Source organism: Roseateles sp. FW305-36 (assembly GCF_058787015.1).
Genome location: NZ_JBYSZK010000001.1, coordinates 631,335 through 647,769 on the forward strand (window position 1 = coordinate 631,335; position 16,435 = coordinate 647,769).

Below are 16,435 nucleotides of genomic sequence, written 5' to 3' on the forward strand. Positions count from 1 at the left end.
TCGACGCGCGGGTTTGCCAGCAAAGCCGAGGATTGTAGCCGGGAAATCAAGGACTTGCCAAGATTCGCTCAGGCAGGCGTTGAGGAGGCGGCCATGGCCTCGGCGCAGGCAGCCGCGCTGGCCCAGGCCCACTGGAAGTTGTAGCCCCCCAGCCAGCCGGTCACGTCGACGACTTCACCAATGAAATACAGGCCGGGAACGCGCTTGCTTTCCAGCGTCTGGGAGCTGAGATCTTTCGTGCTGACGCCGCCGCGCATGACCTCGGCCTTGCGCCAGCCCTCGTCGCCGCTGGGCATCAACTGCCAGTCGTGCACGCTGCGGCCCAGGCGCTGCAAGTCGGCGTCGCGGCATTCCGGCAGCGGCTTTGCCGCATCCAGTCCCGAGCGCTCCAGCCACGCGGCCGCCAGGCGCTGCGGCAGGCGCGAACCGAATTCATTGCCGAGCTGGCGGCGTGAAAGCGTCTTGCTGGCGACCAGTTCCTGGTCCAGCTGCAGCTCCGGCGCCAGGTTGATCTGCAGCGGTTGGTCGCCGGCCGTGCGGTAGCTGGAGATCTGCAGGATGGCCGGGCCGCTGAGGCCGCGGTGGGTGAACAGCAGATCTTCCAGGAAGCGCATGCGCGCCTTGCCGCTGCCGACGCTCACCGCCACCGGCAGCGACAGGCCGGCCAGGGCCGCGAACGGCGCCCAGGCGTCGGGGTCGAAGGTCAGCGGCACCAGGGCCGGGCGGGGGTCCACGATGGCGTGCTCGAAGCGCTTGGCCAGGCGCAGGCCCCAGTCACTGGCACCGATCTTGGGTACGGGCAGGCCCCCTGTGGCGACGACGACACGCGCTGTGCTGACAGGACCCTGGCTGGTCTCCAGTTCGAATCCGCCCTCCGGCACAGGCCTCACGTCGGCCACCGTGCAGGGTTGCCAGCGCGTGACGCCACCGGCTTCGCACTCCTGGACCAGCATCTGGATGATCTGCTCGCTGGAGTCGTCGCAGAACAGTTGGCCCTTGTGCTTCTCGTGGAAGGCGATGCCGTGGCGCTGCACCAGCTTGATGAAGTCCTGGGGCGTGTAGCGGGCCAGGGCCGAGCGGCAGAACGCGGGGTTCTCGGACAGGAAATTGGTCGGTCCGGCCTCACGATTCGTGAAATTGCACCGGCCGCCTCCCGAGATACGAATTTTTTCGGCCAGCTTGGGCGCGTGGTCGATCAGCAGCACCTTGAGGCCGCGCTGGCCGGCCAGGCCCGCGCAGAACAGGCCTGCCGCCCCGGCGCCCACCACCACCGCATCGAATCCCCGCATAGACCTCCCTTGAATCGGGCGGCATTGTCGTGGGTGAGGGCGCCGAAACTCGTTAGGATTCAGTTCAGCTAGCAAACGGGCCTTCTAGGGGGGAGGCCCGATTCATGGGGTGGCGCGGCCTTGCTGGCGCTGCTTTTGCCCCACTACAGTCCCCCGAACACCCTTGGCAAGCGCGGTTTCATGCCGCGATTGCACGATCGCATCAAAACGATTTCATGGACATGACCGCTGACCAGACCGCGATGCAGCCGCCACCCGGCAGCCTGGCGCATTGGCTGGCGGGGCATGCCGAACTGGGCAGCGAAGCCCTGGTCGGCCTGGTGTCCCTGATCGAGCCCCTGGGCAGTCAGGCGGCGATCAAGGCCATGGCCACGGGTCGCTATGTGTTCGCGACCACCGGCCTGGCGCAGATGTTCGAGCGCGAGGCCGTCGTCGGCCACACGGATGCCGAGCTGCTGAAGGCCGACGAGACGACGGCGCTGCGGCGCGTCGAGCAGACGGTGATGGCCCAGCGCCACCCCGTCGTCAGCGAGCACAAGCTGGAAATCAACAGCCGCCGTCGCGAGTTCAGCGTCACCCGGCTGGCCCTGGGTTCCGACTTCCTGCTGTCGGTCTGGCACGAGCGCACCGAGGAGCGCCACCGCGAGGCGCATCTGCAGCGCGCCCTGGCGCAGATCGAGCAGCAGCAGTCCGCCATCGAGCAGATCCGCCGCGAGCTGCAGCAGGGTTCGGGCCGTGACGACGTCTCGGGCCTCTATATGCGGGCCCAGTTCGATGACCAGTTGCTGCGCGAGATCGACCTCTCGGCGCGCGAGCATCGCGAGTTCGCCCTCGTCATCATTGCGCTGGATGCTTCGTCGGCCATCGCCGCCCTGGGCGACGACGCCCAGCAGCGCCTGCTGGAAGGTATAGGCCGCATGCTGCGCGCCAACACGCGTGCGATGGACTCGGCCTGTCGCATCGGCCAGCAGCGCTTTGCCGTGCTGCTGTCCGGCGTCGGCCTGGCCACGGCCCATGCCCGCATGGAGCAGTTGCGTCGCCAGTGCGCGGCCCAGATCGTCGTGCTGAACGGCCAGGACCTGGGCCTGTCCATCTCCATGGGCGTGTCCAGCTTCCCGCACACGGCCTCGCGCCAGGAAGAGCTGATGGCTGCCAGCGAGGCCGCCGTCCACGAAGCCCAGCGCCGCGGTGGCAACCAGGTCGTGTTGGCGTCCATCGCCTTCGGCTAAAGCGCCGAGATCCCCTTCCAGAGCATGTAGGCCGCGAGCGCGAACAGCAGCGTCGCGAAGGCCTTCTTCAACTGCGCCATATTCATCGCGTGGGCGGCGCGGGCGCCCAGCGGTGCCATCGTCACGCTGGCCACGGCAATCAGCGCCAGCGCAGGCAGGTAGAGATAACCGAAGCTGCCGGGCAGGGCGGGCTCCAGGCCCCATCCACCCATGACATAGCCCAGCGTGTTGGCCACGGCGATGGGGAAGCCCAGGGCGGCGCTGGTGGCCACCGCGAAGTGCACCGGCACATTGCACCAGACCATGAAGGGCACGCTGACAAAGCCGCCACCGGCGCCCACCAGACCCGACAGCATGCCGATGCCGGCACCGGCGCCGAACTGCCCGGCCGGCCCGGGCATCTGGCGGCTGGGCGCGGGCCGCTTGTTGCGCAGCATCTGCCAGCCCGAGAAACTGACGAAGGCGCCGAAGACCAGGGCCAGCGAGGCGCCTTTCAGCAAGGCGAACAGGCCGGCACCGGCCAGCAGCCCGCCGGCGAGGATGCCTGGCGCCAGGCTTTTGACGAGGTCCCAGCGCACCGCGCCGCGCCTGTGATGGGCGCGAACGCTGGACAGCGAGGTGAACATGATGGTCGCCATCGACGTCGCAATCGCCATCTTGACCGCCAGGCTCGGAGTCACACCGCGCTGGCCGAGGATGAAGGTCAGGATGGGCACCATCAGCATGCCGCCGCCGATGCCGAGCAGGCCCGCGAGGAAGCCGGCTGCGAGGCCGAGAGCCAGCAGCTCGATGACGAGGCTGGGCGTCATTTGCCGTGCAGACGCTTCAGCACGGCCTTCCATTCGTCCGGCGTGACCGGCGTGATGGACAGCCGGCTGCCGCGCTCCAGCACGCGCATGGAGGCCAGCTCGGGCGCCTCGCGCATTTCCTTCAGGCTCAGCAGCCGCGTCGTCTCGCGCCAGCGCACATCGACGTGCACCCAGCGCGGTGCTTCGCGCTTGGACTTGGAGTCGTAGTAGTGGCTGGCCGGGTCGAACTGCGTGGCGTCCGGATAGGCCGCGCTGCTGACCTCGGCAAGGCCGGCGATGCCGGGCTCGGGGCAGGACGAGTGATAGAAGAGCACGCCATCGCCCAGCTGCATGTCGTCGCGCATGAAGTTGCGCGCCTGGTAGTTGCGCACACCCGTCCAGGGCAGCGTGCCGGCCTTTTGCAGATCGAGGACGGAGGCCTCGTCGGGCTCGGACTTCATCAGCCAGTAGTTCATGGGCTGATGCTAAGTGAGGGGCGCGGGAAAAGAGGTGTCCACCGCAATCCTGGGGGCCGAGATCCTGAACACCCAGGGGTAATCAGGTGGGCGAGGTCAACCGGACTTCGGGTTCATCTGACGCGAGACGATCACGCCCGTCCGGCATTTTCCAAGCCCTTGCTCATAGAGCATCGGATGAAGGAAATAAAGCCCCAGAGGAAAGCGATGGACGAAGCGGATTCTACGACTCAGAGCAGTTGCCCATCGTGTCCGAGCGCTTCATCCAGTCGCTGGATGAGGGCATCCAGGTCGGGACTTGCAAGCGATGTTGCCGCAGGTGCACCGCGCGGCGCCTCGGCCAGCTGGTAGGCCAGGTTCAGCGCGGCCAGCACCGCGATGCGCTCGCGCGCCTTGACCTTGCCGGCATCACGGATGGCGCTCATCTCGCGGTCCACCTGGGCGACGGCCGAGGTCAGAGCGGCCTCGCCGCCTTCGGGGCAGCCGAGCAGATAGCTCTGGCCCATGATGGTGACTTCCATCTGCTTCATGCGTCTTCCTTGGGCGTCTCGACGGGCAGGCGCTCCAGCAGCGCATCGACTCGGGCGCGGGCGGCGTTCAGGCGCGAGCGCAGGCTGTCGCGCTCCTGGGTCAGGGCCGCCACCTGCTCGAGCAGCAGGGTGTTGGTGCGGGTGAGTTCGTCGTGGCGCAGCAGCAGGCGTTCGACGCGTTCGGTGAGATCGCTCAGTTGGGCCATGGCGTGTGGTGGTTCAGGCGGCGACGGATTTTAGGTTCCGGCCGTAATCGCACTCGTTGATGACGGCGCAAACATTGCACAGCGGCTTGCGGGCCTGGCAGACATAGCGGCCGTGCAGGATCAGCCAGTGGTGGGCGTCGACGAGATAGTCCGTCGGCACGCGGTTCAGCAGGCCGAGCTCGACGGCCAGCGGCGTCTTGCCGGGCGCCAGGCCCGTGCGGTTGCTGACGCGGAAGATGTGGGTGTCGACGGCCATGGTGGGTTCGCCGAAAGCCACGTTGAGCACGACATTGGCCGTCTTGCGGCCGACGCCGGGCAGAGCTTCGAGGTCGGTGCGCGAGCGCGGCACCTCGCCGCCATGCAGGTCGATGAGCATGCGGCAGGTCTGCAGCAGGTGCTTGGCCTTGCTGCGGTACAGGCCGATGGTCTTGATATGGCTCTCCAGGCCCTCGACGCCCAGCGCGAGGATCTGGGCCGGCGTGTTGGCGACGGCGAAGAGGCGCCTGGTGGCCTTGTTGACGCCGACGTCGGTGGCCTGGGCGGACAGCAGCACGGCCGTCAGCAGTTCGAAGACGCTGGAGAACTCCAGTTCCGTCTGGGGCGCCGGGTTGGCGGCTTTCAGCGTGGCGAAGAAGCGTTCGATCTGCGCGGCGTTCATGCCGCGCATTGTCAGCCCCGTTTGGCTCTTGCCCGGGCGAGAGCGGCTGCTATCGCAGCGCGCTTGCGATCGAGTTGAACGGGATCGGTGATGGCCGACGCCGCTGGCAAATCCGCCAGTTTGGCCTCGGCCTTGGCGGCCAGGCGCGCCTCGTTCTCCTCGGCCTCGCGGTGGCGGCGGAACTGGCGGAAGGCGTAGCGCTCGCGGGCCTCGTCGGCCTGCGGCTGGCTCCAGGCGGCCCAGCCGGTGGTCGTCGTGACCTCGGGCATGGCAATGCAGTCCACCGGGCAGGCCGGCACGCAGAGCTCGCAACCCGTGCACTGGGCCGTGACGACCACATGCATGGCCTTGGGTGCACCGACGATGCAGTCCGCCGGGCAGGCCTTGATGCACAGCGTGCAGCCTATGCACCAGGCTTCGTCGATGACGGCGACGCCGCGCGTGGCTTCGATGCCATTGGCGGGGTTCAGCGGCAGAGCAGGGCGGCCGGTGATGGCTGAGAGTCTCGCCACGCCCTCGGTGCCGCCCGGCGGGCATTGGTTGATCTCGGCCTCACCCGCGGCGACGGCGTCGGCGTAGCGGCGGCAGTCCGGGTAGCCGCAGCGGGTGCATTGGGTCTGCGGCAGTGCGGCGTCGATCAGCTCCGCGAGGCTCACGCTTTGCGGCTGCGGGCGGCGCGCTTGGGCGCAGGCTTGGCCGTGGCCTTGACCGGGGTGGCCTTGGCGGTCTTCTTCAGCGGCGCGGCTTCGTACTTGGCGATGAAGGCCTGCACCTCGGGGTAGACCTTCTCGCGCCAGCGGCGGCCCGAGAAGATGCCGTAGTGGCCGGCGCCGATGGCGTCGTAGTGATACTGGTGCTGCTTGGGCACGCCGGAGCACAGGTCATGGGCGGCCTTGGTCTGGCCGGCGCCGGAGATGTCGTCCAGCTCGCCTTCGACCGTCAGCAGGGCCGTGGTCTTGATGTCCTGCGGGCGCACGAAGGCACCGTCGACCGCCCAAGTGCCGTTGACCAGGGCGAAGTCCTGGAACACCGTCTTGATGGTGTCGAGGTAGTACTCGGCCGGCATGTCCAGCACGGCGTTGTACTCGTCGTAGAACTTGCGGTGGGCTTCGGCGCTGTCGTCGTCGCCGCGCACCAGGTCCAGGAAGTAGTCGTAGTGCGAGGACAGGTGGCGGTCCGGGTTCATCGCGACGAAGCCGGTGTGCTGCAGGAAGCCCGGGTAGACCTCGCGGCCGGCGCCGGGGAAATTGCTCGGCACGCGGTAGATGACGTTGTTCTCGAACCAGCTGAAGCTGCGGTTCATGGCCAGGTTGTTGACGGCCGTCGGGCTCTTGCGGGCGTCGATGGGGCCGCCCATCATCGTCATGCTGCGCGGCGTGGCTTCGCCGGCGGAGGCCATCAGCGAGATGGCGGCCAGCACCGGCACGGTGGGCTGGCAGACCGACATCACATGGCAGTCCGCACCGCCGACGTGGCGGATGAACTCCTGCACGTAGTGGATGTAGTCGTCCAGGTGGAAGGCGCCGACGTCCAGCGGCACCATGCGGGCATCGGTCCAGTCGGTGATGTAGACCTTGTGGTCCTTCAGCAGCTGCTTGACGGTCTCGCGCAGCAGCGTGGCGTGGTGGCCGGACAGGGGCGCGACGACGAGGACGGTCGGCTGGTCCTTCATCTTGGACAGCACGTCCAGGTCGTCGGTGTAGCGCTTGAAGCGCAGCAGGCGGCAGAAGGGCTTCTCCAGCGCCACCAGCTCCTGCACGGCGACGTCGGTGCCGTCGACCTCGACCGACTTGATGTCGAACTCGGGCTTCTCGTAGTCCTTGGCCAGGCGGTGCATCAGGTCCAGACCGGCGGACAGACGCTGGGCCATGGGCGTGTGCGCAAACGGCGACAGCGGATGGCTGTAAAGCTTGGCCGACGCGGCTGCGAACTCCGAGAAGGGGCTGAGCAGGGCGCGCTGGGTTTCGAAGAACTGATACAGCATGGGCAAACCTTGGTCGAGCGGAGGCTAAATGGCCTGGGAATGCCTGGATGGTGCCAGAAAACGGTTTCACCATTGTGCGCCGCAACATCGGATTGGCGGTCAAACCGCCAATCCTGCGCACTTCAAAGGTGCGTTGGCGGATTCAATGGCCCGAAATAGACGTGTTCCGGGCCGAGCGCTGGGCCGCTTCCGAGCCGGCCCGCCTGCTGACGTTTGCGGCCCAATGCCGCAAACGTCGGCGTCCCCGTGGGGGACCGGCCAGCCGCACCACGTTCAGCGGAGCACGGCTGGACGAGGGGCTCCGTTTCAGCCCTTGATGACGGCCGCCATGGCGGCGGCCACGGTGGGCAGATTGCCCTCATTCAGGGCGGCGACGCAGATGCGGCCCGAGTCCACGCCATAGACGCCGAACTCATTGCGCAAGCGCTGCATCTGGGCGGCGCTCAGGCCCGAGTAGCTGAACATGCCCAGCTGTTCGGTCACGAAGCCCAGATCCAGGGTCACGCCCGCAGCCTTCAGCGCGGCCACCAGGGCCGAGCGCATGGCCTTGATGCGCACGCGCATGCCGGCCAGTTCCTCCTCCCACAGGGCGCGCAGCTTGTCGTCGGACAGCACCTGGGCCACGACCTGGGCGCCATGCGTCGGCGGGTTGGAGTAGTTGGTGCGGATCATGATCTTCAGCTGCGACAGCACGCGCACTGCCTCGTCGTCGCTGCTGCAGACCACGCTCAGCGCGCCGCAGCGCTCGCCGTACAGCGAGAAGCTCTTGGAGAAGCTGGTCGACACGAAGAAGCCGACGCCGGCCGCCATGAACTGGCGCACGGCTTCGCCGTCTTCCTTCAGGCCGAAGCCGAAGCCCTGGTAGGCCATGTCCAGGAAGGGCGTCAGGCCCTTGGCCTTGACGGCGGCGACGACCTGGGCCCACTGGGCGGCCGTGATGTCGTAGCCGGTAGGGTTGTGGCAGCAGGCGTGCAGCACGACGACGGTGCCGCTGGGTGCGGCATTCAGCGCGGCCAGCATGCCGTCGAAGTTGATGCCCTTGTTGGCGGCGTCGTAGTAGGGGTAGGTTTCGACGGTGAAGCCGGCCTGGGTGAACAGGGCGCGGTGGTTTTCCCAGCTCGGGTCGGAGATCAGCACCTTGGAGCCGGGGTTGAGCTGCTTCAGGAAGTCGGCGCCGATCTTCAGCGCGCCGGTGCCGCCGATGGCCTGCACGGTGGCGACGTTCTTCAGCTCGCTGCCGAAGACCAGCTTCTGCACGGCCTTGTCATAGGCGGCGATGCCGTCGATGGGCAGATAGCCGCGCGGCTTGGGCGCGGCGGCCATGGCGGCTTCCGCTTCGCGGACGCATTTCAGCAGCGGCAGCTTGCCGTTCTCGTCGTAGTAGACGCCGACGCCGAGGTTGACCTTGCCCGGGCGGGTGTCGGCGTTGAACTGCTCGTTCAGGCCGAGGATGGGATCACGTGGGGCAAGGGCGACGTCGGCGAACAAAGAAGACATGAGGATTCCTGAAAAGGCGTTGTCAGCAGGGGCAGGTTGAAAAACAAGGGTCTGCGCTAACCTGCCTGGTTTCGCAGCGCAGCAATTTTGCCGCCGAACCCAGGGAATTCCCCATGCAAGAAGCCTTGAACGCCATGCCCGGCCCCGAAAGTGACTCGGAGGAACGCAAGGGCGAGTTCGTCAGCTTCGAAGGCTCACCGTTCCAGCTGTTCCAGCCTTTCCCTCCGGCGGGGGATCAGCCGACGGCCATCGCCCAACTGGTGGAGGGCATCAACGACGGCCTCAGCTACCAGACCCTGCTGGGCGTCACGGGCTCGGGCAAGACCTTCACGATGGCCAATGTCATCGCCCGCCTGGGCCGCCCGGCCATCATCTTTGCGCCCAACAAGACGCTGGCGGCCCAGCTCTACAGCGAGTTCCGGGACTTCTTTCCCAACAACGCGGTCGAGTACTTCGTCAGCTACTACGACTACTACCAGCCCGAAGCCTATGTGCCGCAGCGCGACCTCTTCATCGAGAAGGACAGCGCCATCAACGAGCACATCGAGCAACTGCGCCTGTCCTGCACCAAGAGCCTGCTGGAGCGGCGCGACGTGGTCATCGTGGCCTCGGTGTCGGCCATCTACGGCATCGGCAACCCCAGCGACTACCACCAGATGGTGATGACGCTGCGGGTGGGCGACAAGATGGGCCAGCGCGATGTCATCGCCCATCTCATCCGCATGCAGTACACGCGCAACGAGATGGAATTCACCCGCGGCCACTTCCGCGTGCGCGGCGACACCATCGACGTCTTCCCGGCCGAGCACTCGGAACTGGCCATCCGCATCGAGCTCTTCGACGACGAGGTGGAGGCGCTGTCGCTGTTCGACCCGCTGACCGGCCAGGTGCGCCAGAAGATCCCGCGTTTCACCGTCTATCCCAGCAGCCATTACGTGACGCCGCGGGAGCGCGTGCTGGCGGCTGCCGATGCCATCAAGCAGGAGTTGCGCGAGCGCGTCGACTTCTTCGTCAAGGAGGGCAAGCTGGTCGAGGCCCAGCGCGTCGAGCAGCGCACCCGCTTCGACCTGGAGATGCTGCAGGAGGTCGGCCACTGCAAGGGCATCGAGAACTACACGCGCCACCTGTCCGGCGCCGAGCCGGGCGATCCGCCGCCGACGCTGGTGGACTACCTGCCCAAGGACGCCATCATGTTCCTGGACGAGAGCCACGTGCTGATCGGCCAGTTCGGCGGCATGTACAACGGCGACCGGGCCCGCAAGACGACGCTGGTCGAGTATGGCTTTCGCCTGCCGTCGGCCCTGGACAACCGGCCGCTCAAGTTCGCCGAGTTCGAACGCAAGATGCGCCAGGCCGTCTTCGTGTCGGCCACGCCGGCGCAGTACGAGCAGGACAACGCCGGCCAGGTTGTGGAGCAGGTGGTGAGGCCCACGGGTCTGGTCGACCCCATCGTCGAGGTGCGGCCGGCCACCCACCAGGTGGACGACGTGCTGCAGGAGATCCGCCTGCGCGTCGAGGCGGGCGAGCGCGTGCTGATCACAACGCTGACCAAGCGCATGGCCGAGCAGCTGACCGACTACCTCAGCGACAACGGCGTCAAGGTGCGCTATCTGCACTCGGACGTGGACACCGTGGAACGCGTGGAGATCCTGCGCGACCTGCGTCTGGGCGCCTTCGACGTGCTGGTGGGCATCAACCTGCTGCGCGAAGGCCTGGACATCCCCGAGGTGTCGCTCGTGGCCATCCTGGACGCCGACAAGGAAGGTTTCCTGCGCGCCGAGCGCAGCCTGATCCAGACCATCGGCCGGGCGGCCCGCAACCTGAACGGCAAGGCCATCCTGTACGCGGACAGGATCACCGAGTCCATGCGCAAGGCCATCGGCGAGACCGAACGTCGCCGCGCCAAGCAGATGGCCTTCAACGCGGAGCATGGCATCACGCCGCGCAGCGTGCAAAAGCGCATCAAGGACCTCATCGACGGCGTCTACTCCGAAGAAGCGGGCCGCGACGACGCGAAATTGCTGGCCGCCGCCAAGGTCGAGGACTTGTCGGAGAAGGATCTGGCCAAACGTATCGCCCAGCTCGAAAAGCAGATGCTGGAGCATGCGCGCAACCTGGAATTCGAACAGGCGGCGCGCCTGCGCGACCAACTGGCCCAACTGCGCGAGCAGGCCTTCGGCGCGCGCGTCCACGACAACATCGTCCCCCTGGACAGCGCCCGCAAGGCCGGCTCGCCCCGCTGACCTGCTGCGTTGCAACAAAAAACCCGCTGAAACCTAGGGCTACCCAGTAACCCTGGGACGTGGCCGATTAGTCGAGTAAAATCATCGGAAATGATTCGCTCGGCTATTGTCCTGGGCGTCCCGGGTTAACCCGAAATCATTTGTCCTGGACAAAACCTGTTCAGGCGCCTCGCAAAGGAGTTTTTTATGCGTCTCACCACCAAAGGCCGGTTTGCAGTCACCGCAATGTTGGACCTGGCGCTGCGCGAGAATACGGGTCCGGTCGCCCTGGCGGCGATCAGCCAACGGCAGCAGATTTCGCTCTCCTACCTGGAGCAGCTCTTCGGCAAGCTGCGCCGCCATGAACTGGTGGAAAGCACCCGTGGCCCGGGTGGCGGTTATTCGCTGGGTCGCAAGGCCGAGGACATCACCGTCGCCGACATCATCGTCGCCGTGGACGAGGCGCTGGACGCCACCGGCTGCGGCGGCAAGGAAAACTGCATGGGCGAGGACAGCGGCCGCTGCATCACCCATGAACTCTGGACCAATCTGAACGCCAAGATGATCGAGTACCTCGATTCCGTCTCCCTGCGCAAGCTCGCCGACGAGCAGCTCGCCAAGGGCTTCGAGGTCGAGGCGGCCCCGGTCAAGCGCGCCATCTCGTCGCAGCCGGTGCTCAAGCCCATCCGCGTGACGGCGCCGAACTCGGTCTTTGCCCTGGGTGGCAATCTCAGCGGCGCGTTCAGCAAGTAAGTCTTTCAGAAGAGCTCAAAGAAGAAGTCGTTCCATGGACATGACCCCGCACTTCCCGATCTACCTCGACTACGGCGCGACGACGCCGTGCGATCCCCGTGTGGTGGACGCGATGATTCCCTGGTTGCGCGAGCATTTCGGCAACCCGGCATCGCGCAGCCACGCCTGGGGCTGGGAGGCGGAAGAGGCGGTCGAGAAGGCGCGTGTGCAGGTCGCCGAGCTGATCGGCGCCGACCCGCGCGAGATTGTCTGGACGTCCGGCGCCACCGAGTCCAACAACCTGGCGCTGAAGGGCGCCGCCCAGTTCTACAAGACCCGCGGCAAGCACCTGATCACGGTGAAGACCGAGCACAAGGCCGTGCTCGACACCATGCGCGAGCTGGAGCGCCAGGGCTTCGACGTGACCTACCTCGACGTGCTGGAGAACGGCCTCGTCGACCTGGAAGCCTTCAAGGCCGCCCTGCGCCCGGACACCATCCTGGCCTCGGTCATGTACGTCAACAACGAGATCGGCGTCATCCAGGACGTCGTCGCGCTGGGCAATCTGTGCCGCGAGCGCGGTGTCATCTTCCACGTCGACGCGGCCCAGGCCACCGGCAAGGTCGAGATCGACATGGCCCAGCTGCCCATCGACCTGATGAGCCTGGCCTCGCACAAGAGCTACGGCCCCAAGGGCATTGGCGCCCTCTACGTGCGCCGCAAGCCGCGCGTGCGCCTGGAGGCCCAGATGCACGGCGGTGGCCACGAGCGCGGCATGCGCTCGGGCACGCTGCCGGTGCACCAGATCGTCGGCATGGGCGAGGCCTTCCGCATCGCCCGCGAGGAGATGGGTGCCGAGAACGAGCGCATCCGTGCCCTGCACAACAAGCTGATCCAGGGCCTGTCCGGCATCGAGCAGACCTTCATCAACGGCGACCTCGAGCGCCGTGTGCCGCACAACCTGAACATCTCGTTCAACTACGTCGAGGGCGAGTCCCTGATCATGGGCGTCAAGGGCTTGGCGGTGTCGTCCGGCTCGGCCTGCACCTCGGCCAGCCTGGAGCCCAGCTATGTGCTGCGCGCTCTCGGCCGCAGCGACGAACTGGCCCACAGCTCGCTGCGCATGACCATCGGCCGTTTCACGACCGAGGAAGAGATCGACTATGCGATCAGCGTGCTGACCGACCGCGTCGCCAAGCTGCGTGAACTGTCCCCCCTGTGGGATATGTACAAAGATGGCGTCGACCTGTCGACCATCCAGTGGGCGGCGCACTGATCGCGAATTAGGAGAACACCATGGCATACAGCGAAAAGGTCGTTGACCACTACGAGAACCCCCGCAACGTCGGCAAGTTCGAAAACGGTGACGAGGACGTCGGCACCGGCATGGTCGGCGCCCCGGCCTGCGGCGACGTGATGAAGCTGCAGATCAAGGTCAACCCGGCGACGGGCCTCATCGAGGACGCCAAGTTCAAGACCTACGGCTGCGGCTCGGCCATCGCCTCCAGCTCCCTGGTGACCGAATGGGTCAAGGGCAAGAGCCTGGACGAGGCCCTGACCATCAAGAACACGCAGATCGCCGAAGAGCTGGCCCTGCCGCCGGTCAAGATCCACTGCTCCATCCTGGCCGAGGACGCCATCAAGGCCGCCGTGGACGACTACCGCGCCAAGCACGCCGCCAACTGACATGTCCGTCACGCTGACCGAAGCCGCGGCCCGCCACGTCAAGCGCTACATCGCCAAGCGCGGCAAGGGCGTGGGCGTGCGCCTGGGCGTCAAGACCACCGGCTGCTCGGGCCTGGCCTACAAGCTGGAGTACGCCGATGAGGTGGCGCCCGAGGACGTCATCTTCGAAGGCCATGAGGTCAAGATCCTCATCGACCCCAAGAGCCTGCCCTATCTCGACGGCACCGAGCTGGACTTCGTCCGCGAAGGCCTGAACGAAGGCTTCAAGTTCCGCAACCCGCGCGAGAAGGACCGCTGCGGCTGCGGCGAGTCTTTCCGTGTCTGACCGACCCTGAGTTCTTGCTGAGCGCGGCACCGGCCGCGCTTTTTGCTTTTTCACCGCCGCACCATGCGCCTGACCGACAACGACTTCCAGCTCTTCGGCCTGCCTGAAACGCAGGCCCAGGCGCGCGCCGACATCGACGCGCGTTGGAAGGCGCTGCAGGCCGAGGTCCACCCCGACCGCTTCGCCGCGGAAGGCGCCGCCGCCCAGCGCGTGGCCATGCAATGGGCCATGCGCGTCAACGAGGCCTACCAGCGCCTGAAAGACCCGCTGGCCCGTGCCGCCTATCTCTGCGAGCTGCGTGGCGCCCCCGTGCAGGCCGAGAACAACACGGCCATGCCGCCGGCCTTCCTGATGCAGCAGATGGAATGGCGCGAGGCCCTGGACGAGGCCGGCGATGAAGCCGCCCTCGAGGCGCTGGACGAAGACGCGCTGCGCGCCGAGTCCGCCGCGCTGGAGCAGGCACGCCGCCTGCTCGACGAGGCCGGCGACGCCCCGGCCGCCGCATCCCAGGTCCGCGCGCTGATGTTCATCCAGCGTTTCCGCGCCGATATCGACCAGCGCCTCGCCGCGCTCGACGCCTGACCATGGCTCTCCTCCAGATCTCCGAACCCGGCGCCTCGCCGGACCCGCACCAGCGCCGCATCGCCGTCGGCATCGACCTGGGCACGACGCATTCCCTCGTCGCCGCCGTGCGCCACGGCGTGGCCGAATGTCTGCCCGACGAGCAGGGCAGGGTGATCCTGCCGTCCGCCGTGCGCTACCTGCCCGAAGGCCGCCGCCAGATCGGCGCCGACGCGCTGGCGGCCCAGGCCGAAGACCCCGAGAACACCATCGTCTCGGTCAAGCGCTTCATGGGCCGCAGCCTGGCCGACGTGGCCAGCCGCGAGCATCTGCCCTACCAGTTCGAAGACCGGCCCGGCATGCTGGCCATCGCCACGCGCGACGGCGTGAAGAGCCCGGTCGAGGTGTCGGCCGAGATCCTGGCCACGCTGCGCTTCCGCGCCGAGGACAGCTTCCTGGACGATCTGTTCGGTGCCGTCATCACCGTGCCGGCCTATTTCGACGACGCCCAGCGCCAGGCCACCAAGGACGCCGCCGAGCTGGCCGGCCTCAAGGTGCTGCGCCTCATCAACGAGCCCACGGCCGCGGCCATCGCCTATGGCCTGGACAACGCCAGCGAAGGCCTCTATGCCGTCTACGACCTGGGCGGTGGCACCTTCGACATCTCGCTGCTGCGGCTGACGCGCGGCGTCTTCGAGGTGGTTGCGACGGGTGGCGACGCGGCCCTGGGTGGCGACGACTTCGACCGCGCGCTGGCTGGCTGGGCGTTGGGCGGCCGTGCCGTCGAATCGGCCCACGACAAGCGCGCTGTCCTGGTTGCCGCCCGTGCGGCCAAGGAAGCGCTGTCGGATGCGGATTCGACCGAACTCGTCGCCGCGCTGGATGCCGGCGAGTTGCGCGTCACCGTCACCCGTGCCCAATTCGAAGAGCTGGCCCAGCCGCTGATCGCCAAGACGCTGTCGTCGGTCAAGCGCGTGCTGCGCGACGCCAAGGTCAAGGCCGCGGACGTGCAAGGCGCTGTCATGGTCGGCGGCTCCACGCGCATGCCCGTCGTGCGCCGTGCGGTGAGCGAGCTGTTCGGCCGCGAGGTGCTGACCAATCTGAACCCCGACGAGGTCGTCGCCCTGGGCGCCGCCATCCAGGCCAACCAGCTGGCCGGCAATGCCGCCGACGGCGAGATCCTGCTGCTGGACGTGATCCCGCTGTCCCTGGGCCTCGAGACCATGGGTGGTCTGGTCGAGCGCGTCATCGAGCGCAACTCGACGATTCCCGTCGCCAAGGCCCAGGACTTCACGACCTTCAAGGACGGCCAGACGGCTCTTGCCCTGCACATCGTGCAGGGCGAGCGCGAACTGGTCTCCGAATGCCGGTCGCTCGCGCGCTTCGAGTTGCGTGGCATCCCGCCCATGGTGGCCGGCGCGGCGCGCATCCGTGTCAGCTTCCAGGTCGATGCCGACGGCCTGCTCAGCGTCTCCGCCGAGGAACTGACCTCGGGCGTGCAGGCTGCCATCACCGTCAAGCCGAGCTACGGCCTGGGCGACGACGAGATCGCCAACATGCTGAAGGACGGTTTTGCCAGCGCCGAGGGCGACATGGCCGCTCGCAAGCTGCGTGAGGCCAAGGTCGAAGCCGAGCGCATGATCCTGGCGACGCGCAGCGCGTTGGCGGTCGACGGTGACCTGCTGCCCGAAGGCGAGCGAGAGGCCCTGGAGGCGCGCCTGTCGGCTTTGGCGGCCCTGGAGGGCGATGCCGATGCCATCGATGGCGCCGTCAAGGCCCTGGCCGAAGCGACCGAAGGCTTTGCCGCCGAGCGCATGAACCGCTCCATCGCCCGTGCGCTGACCGGCCGCAAGGTCTCGGCCCTTTAAGAGAACACCATGCCCGTCATCAAGATCCTTCCGCACGCCGAGTACTGCCCCGACGGCGCCAGCATCACGGCCGCCCCCGGCACGTCGATCTGCGAAGCCCTGCTGGACAACGACATCCATATCGAGCACGCCTGCGACCAGGTCTGCGCCTGCACGACCTGCCACGTCATCGTGCGCGAGGGCGGCCGGTCGTTGTCCGAGATGGAAGAGGACGAGGAAGACATGCTGGACCGCGCCTGGGGCCTCGAGCCCGACTCGCGCCTGTCCTGTCAGGCCCTGCTGCGCCAGCAGGACGTCACGGTCGAGATTCCCAAGTATTCCATCAACCACGCCAAGGAAGGCAAGTGACTGCCGAGTCAACGACGGGCCGTTCCCGAGTTGACT

The 16,435-nt window shown here is 67.1% G+C and carries 18 protein-coding genes; 9 read left to right on the forward strand and 9 right to left on the reverse strand.

Going from position 1 to position 16,435, the window contains the following annotated elements; translation table 11 throughout:
• Positions 1–68: 68 nt before the first annotated feature.
• Positions 69–1,289: a BaiN/RdsA family NAD(P)/FAD-dependent oxidoreductase gene (locus tag AC3WOE_RS02890; RefSeq protein WP_492688129.1), complete on the reverse strand. Its 1,221-nt coding sequence runs from the start codon at positions 1,287–1,289 to the stop codon at positions 69–71.
• A 215-nt stretch (positions 1,290–1,504) separates the two neighbouring features.
• Between AC3WOE_RS02890 and AC3WOE_RS02895 the strand changes: the two genes are divergently transcribed.
• The gene (locus AC3WOE_RS02895; protein WP_492688131.1) at positions 1,505–2,518 is read left to right on the forward strand and encodes a GGDEF domain-containing protein; all 1,014 of its coding nucleotides are present in this window, start codon (positions 1,505–1,507) and stop codon (positions 2,516–2,518) included.
• Here AC3WOE_RS02895 and AC3WOE_RS02900 read toward each other — a convergent pair.
• The 8 genes from AC3WOE_RS02900 to AC3WOE_RS02935 all read right to left on the reverse strand — a co-directional run bounded on the left by AC3WOE_RS02900 (position 2,515) and on the right by AC3WOE_RS02935 (position 8,657).
• On the reverse strand, positions 2,515–3,327 hold the full coding sequence (locus AC3WOE_RS02900; protein ID WP_492688133.1) for a sulfite exporter TauE/SafE family protein: 813 nt from the start codon (positions 3,325–3,327) through the stop codon (positions 2,515–2,517). The genes AC3WOE_RS02895 and AC3WOE_RS02900 overlap by 4 nt on opposite strands.
• A complete protein-coding gene (locus AC3WOE_RS02905; RefSeq protein WP_492688134.1) occupies positions 3,324–3,782 on the reverse strand; it encodes an EVE domain-containing protein in 459 nt (152 codons plus the stop codon). The genes AC3WOE_RS02900 and AC3WOE_RS02905 overlap by 4 nt, the downstream gene beginning before the upstream one ends.
• Positions 3,783–4,012: 230 nt before the next feature.
• Positions 4,013–4,312, reverse strand: coding sequence for a cell division protein ZapA (locus tag AC3WOE_RS02910; protein WP_492688136.1), 300 nt, complete (start codon positions 4,310–4,312; stop codon positions 4,013–4,015).
• The gene (locus tag AC3WOE_RS02915; RefSeq protein ID WP_025563979.1) at positions 4,309–4,518 is read right to left on the reverse strand and encodes a hypothetical protein; all 210 of its coding nucleotides are present in this window, start codon (positions 4,516–4,518) and stop codon (positions 4,309–4,311) included. The genes AC3WOE_RS02910 and AC3WOE_RS02915 overlap by 4 nt, the downstream gene beginning before the upstream one ends.
• 13 nt (positions 4,519–4,531) lie before the next feature.
• A complete protein-coding gene (nth, locus tag AC3WOE_RS02920) occupies positions 4,532–5,176 on the reverse strand; it encodes an endonuclease III (RefSeq protein WP_492688138.1) in 645 nt (214 codons plus the stop codon).
• Positions 5,177–5,187: 11 nt separating this feature from the next.
• Positions 5,188–5,832, reverse strand: coding sequence for an electron transport complex subunit RsxB (rsxB, locus tag AC3WOE_RS02925; protein WP_492688139.1), 645 nt, complete (start codon positions 5,830–5,832; stop codon positions 5,188–5,190).
• Positions 5,829–7,160, reverse strand: a complete 1,332-nt coding sequence (locus AC3WOE_RS02930) for a polyhydroxyalkanoate depolymerase (RefSeq protein WP_492688140.1) — start codon at positions 7,158–7,160, stop codon at positions 5,829–5,831. The genes rsxB and AC3WOE_RS02930 overlap by 4 nt, the downstream gene beginning before the upstream one ends.
• A gap of 306 nt (positions 7,161–7,466) precedes the next feature.
• Complete coding sequence (locus tag AC3WOE_RS02935; protein ID WP_492688142.1) at positions 7,467–8,657, reverse strand: amino acid aminotransferase; 1,191 nt, start codon at positions 8,655–8,657, stop codon at positions 7,467–7,469.
• 113 nt (positions 8,658–8,770) lie between these two features.
• On the opposite strand from AC3WOE_RS02935, the gene uvrB reads away from it, so the two are divergent.
• From uvrB to fdx, 8 genes are all read left to right on the forward strand, one after another.
• Positions 8,771–10,900, forward strand: a complete 2,130-nt coding sequence (gene uvrB, locus AC3WOE_RS02940; RefSeq protein ID WP_492688144.1) for an excinuclease ABC subunit UvrB — start codon at positions 8,771–8,773, stop codon at positions 10,898–10,900.
• 186 nt (positions 10,901–11,086) lie between these two features.
• The gene (gene iscR, locus AC3WOE_RS02945; RefSeq protein WP_394488015.1) at positions 11,087–11,632 is read left to right on the forward strand and encodes a Fe-S cluster assembly transcriptional regulator IscR; all 546 of its coding nucleotides are present in this window, start codon (positions 11,087–11,089) and stop codon (positions 11,630–11,632) included.
• Between the two features lie 34 nt (positions 11,633–11,666).
• Positions 11,667–12,887 carry an IscS subfamily cysteine desulfurase gene (locus AC3WOE_RS02950; RefSeq protein WP_492688146.1) on the forward strand — a complete coding sequence of 407 codons (1,221 nt, stop codon included), beginning with the start codon at positions 11,667–11,669 and terminating at the stop codon, positions 12,885–12,887.
• Positions 12,888–12,907: 20 nt separating this feature from the next.
• Positions 12,908–13,297, forward strand: a complete 390-nt coding sequence (gene iscU / locus AC3WOE_RS02955; RefSeq protein WP_492688148.1) for a Fe-S cluster assembly scaffold IscU — start codon at positions 12,908–12,910, stop codon at positions 13,295–13,297.
• Position 13,298: 1 nt separating this feature from the next.
• A complete protein-coding gene (gene iscA / locus AC3WOE_RS02960; RefSeq protein ID WP_310270377.1) occupies positions 13,299–13,622 on the forward strand; it encodes an iron-sulfur cluster assembly protein IscA in 324 nt (107 codons plus the stop codon).
• Between the two features lie 63 nt (positions 13,623–13,685).
• Positions 13,686–14,204: a Fe-S protein assembly co-chaperone HscB gene (gene hscB, locus AC3WOE_RS02965; RefSeq protein WP_492688150.1), complete on the forward strand. Its 519-nt coding sequence runs from the start codon at positions 13,686–13,688 to the stop codon at positions 14,202–14,204.
• A 2-nt stretch (positions 14,205–14,206) separates the two neighbouring features.
• Positions 14,207–16,051, forward strand: coding sequence for a Fe-S protein assembly chaperone HscA (gene hscA / locus AC3WOE_RS02970; protein WP_492688152.1), 1,845 nt, complete (start codon positions 14,207–14,209; stop codon positions 16,049–16,051).
• A 9-nt stretch (positions 16,052–16,060) separates the two neighbouring features.
• Positions 16,061–16,399 carry an ISC system 2Fe-2S type ferredoxin gene (fdx, locus tag AC3WOE_RS02975; protein ID WP_056876582.1) on the forward strand — a complete coding sequence of 113 codons (339 nt, stop codon included), beginning with the start codon at positions 16,061–16,063 and terminating at the stop codon, positions 16,397–16,399.
• Positions 16,400–16,435 lie beyond the last annotated feature (36 nt).

Bases quoted from the DNA above. Each gene is read 5' to 3' on its own strand.
- AC3WOE_RS02890 (WP_492688129.1), bottom strand. From the start codon at position 1,289: ATGCGGGGATTCGATGCGGTGGTGGTGGGCGCCGGGGCGGCAGGCCTG.
- AC3WOE_RS02895 (WP_492688131.1), top strand. From the start codon at position 1,505: ATGGACATGACCGCTGACCAGACCGCGATGCAGCCGCCACCCGGCAGC.
- AC3WOE_RS02900 (WP_492688133.1), bottom strand. From the start codon at position 3,327: ATGACGCCCAGCCTCGTCATCGAGCTGCTGGCTCTCGGCCTCGCAGCC.
- AC3WOE_RS02905 (WP_492688134.1), bottom strand. From the start codon at position 3,782: ATGAACTACTGGCTGATGAAGTCCGAGCCCGACGAGGCCTCCGTCCTC.
- AC3WOE_RS02910 (WP_492688136.1), bottom strand. From the start codon at position 4,312: ATGAAGCAGATGGAAGTCACCATCATGGGCCAGAGCTATCTGCTCGGC.
- AC3WOE_RS02915 (WP_025563979.1), bottom strand. From the start codon at position 4,518: ATGGCCCAACTGAGCGATCTCACCGAACGCGTCGAACGCCTGCTGCTG.
- nth (WP_492688138.1), bottom strand. From the start codon at position 5,176: ATGAACGCCGCGCAGATCGAACGCTTCTTCGCCACGCTGAAAGCCGCC.
- AC3WOE_RS02930 (WP_492688140.1), bottom strand. From the start codon at position 7,160: ATGCTGTATCAGTTCTTCGAAACCCAGCGCGCCCTGCTCAGCCCCTTC.
- AC3WOE_RS02935 (WP_492688142.1), bottom strand. From the start codon at position 8,657: ATGTCTTCTTTGTTCGCCGACGTCGCCCTTGCCCCACGTGATCCCATC.
- uvrB (WP_492688144.1), top strand. From the start codon at position 8,771: ATGCAAGAAGCCTTGAACGCCATGCCCGGCCCCGAAAGTGACTCGGAG.
- iscR (WP_394488015.1), top strand. From the start codon at position 11,087: ATGCGTCTCACCACCAAAGGCCGGTTTGCAGTCACCGCAATGTTGGAC.
- AC3WOE_RS02950 (WP_492688146.1), top strand. From the start codon at position 11,667: ATGGACATGACCCCGCACTTCCCGATCTACCTCGACTACGGCGCGACG.
- iscU (WP_492688148.1), top strand. From the start codon at position 12,908: ATGGCATACAGCGAAAAGGTCGTTGACCACTACGAGAACCCCCGCAAC.
- iscA (WP_310270377.1), top strand. From the start codon at position 13,299: ATGTCCGTCACGCTGACCGAAGCCGCGGCCCGCCACGTCAAGCGCTAC.
- hscB (WP_492688150.1), top strand. From the start codon at position 13,686: ATGCGCCTGACCGACAACGACTTCCAGCTCTTCGGCCTGCCTGAAACG.
- hscA (WP_492688152.1), top strand. From the start codon at position 14,207: ATGGCTCTCCTCCAGATCTCCGAACCCGGCGCCTCGCCGGACCCGCAC.
- fdx (WP_056876582.1), top strand. From the start codon at position 16,061: ATGCCCGTCATCAAGATCCTTCCGCACGCCGAGTACTGCCCCGACGGC.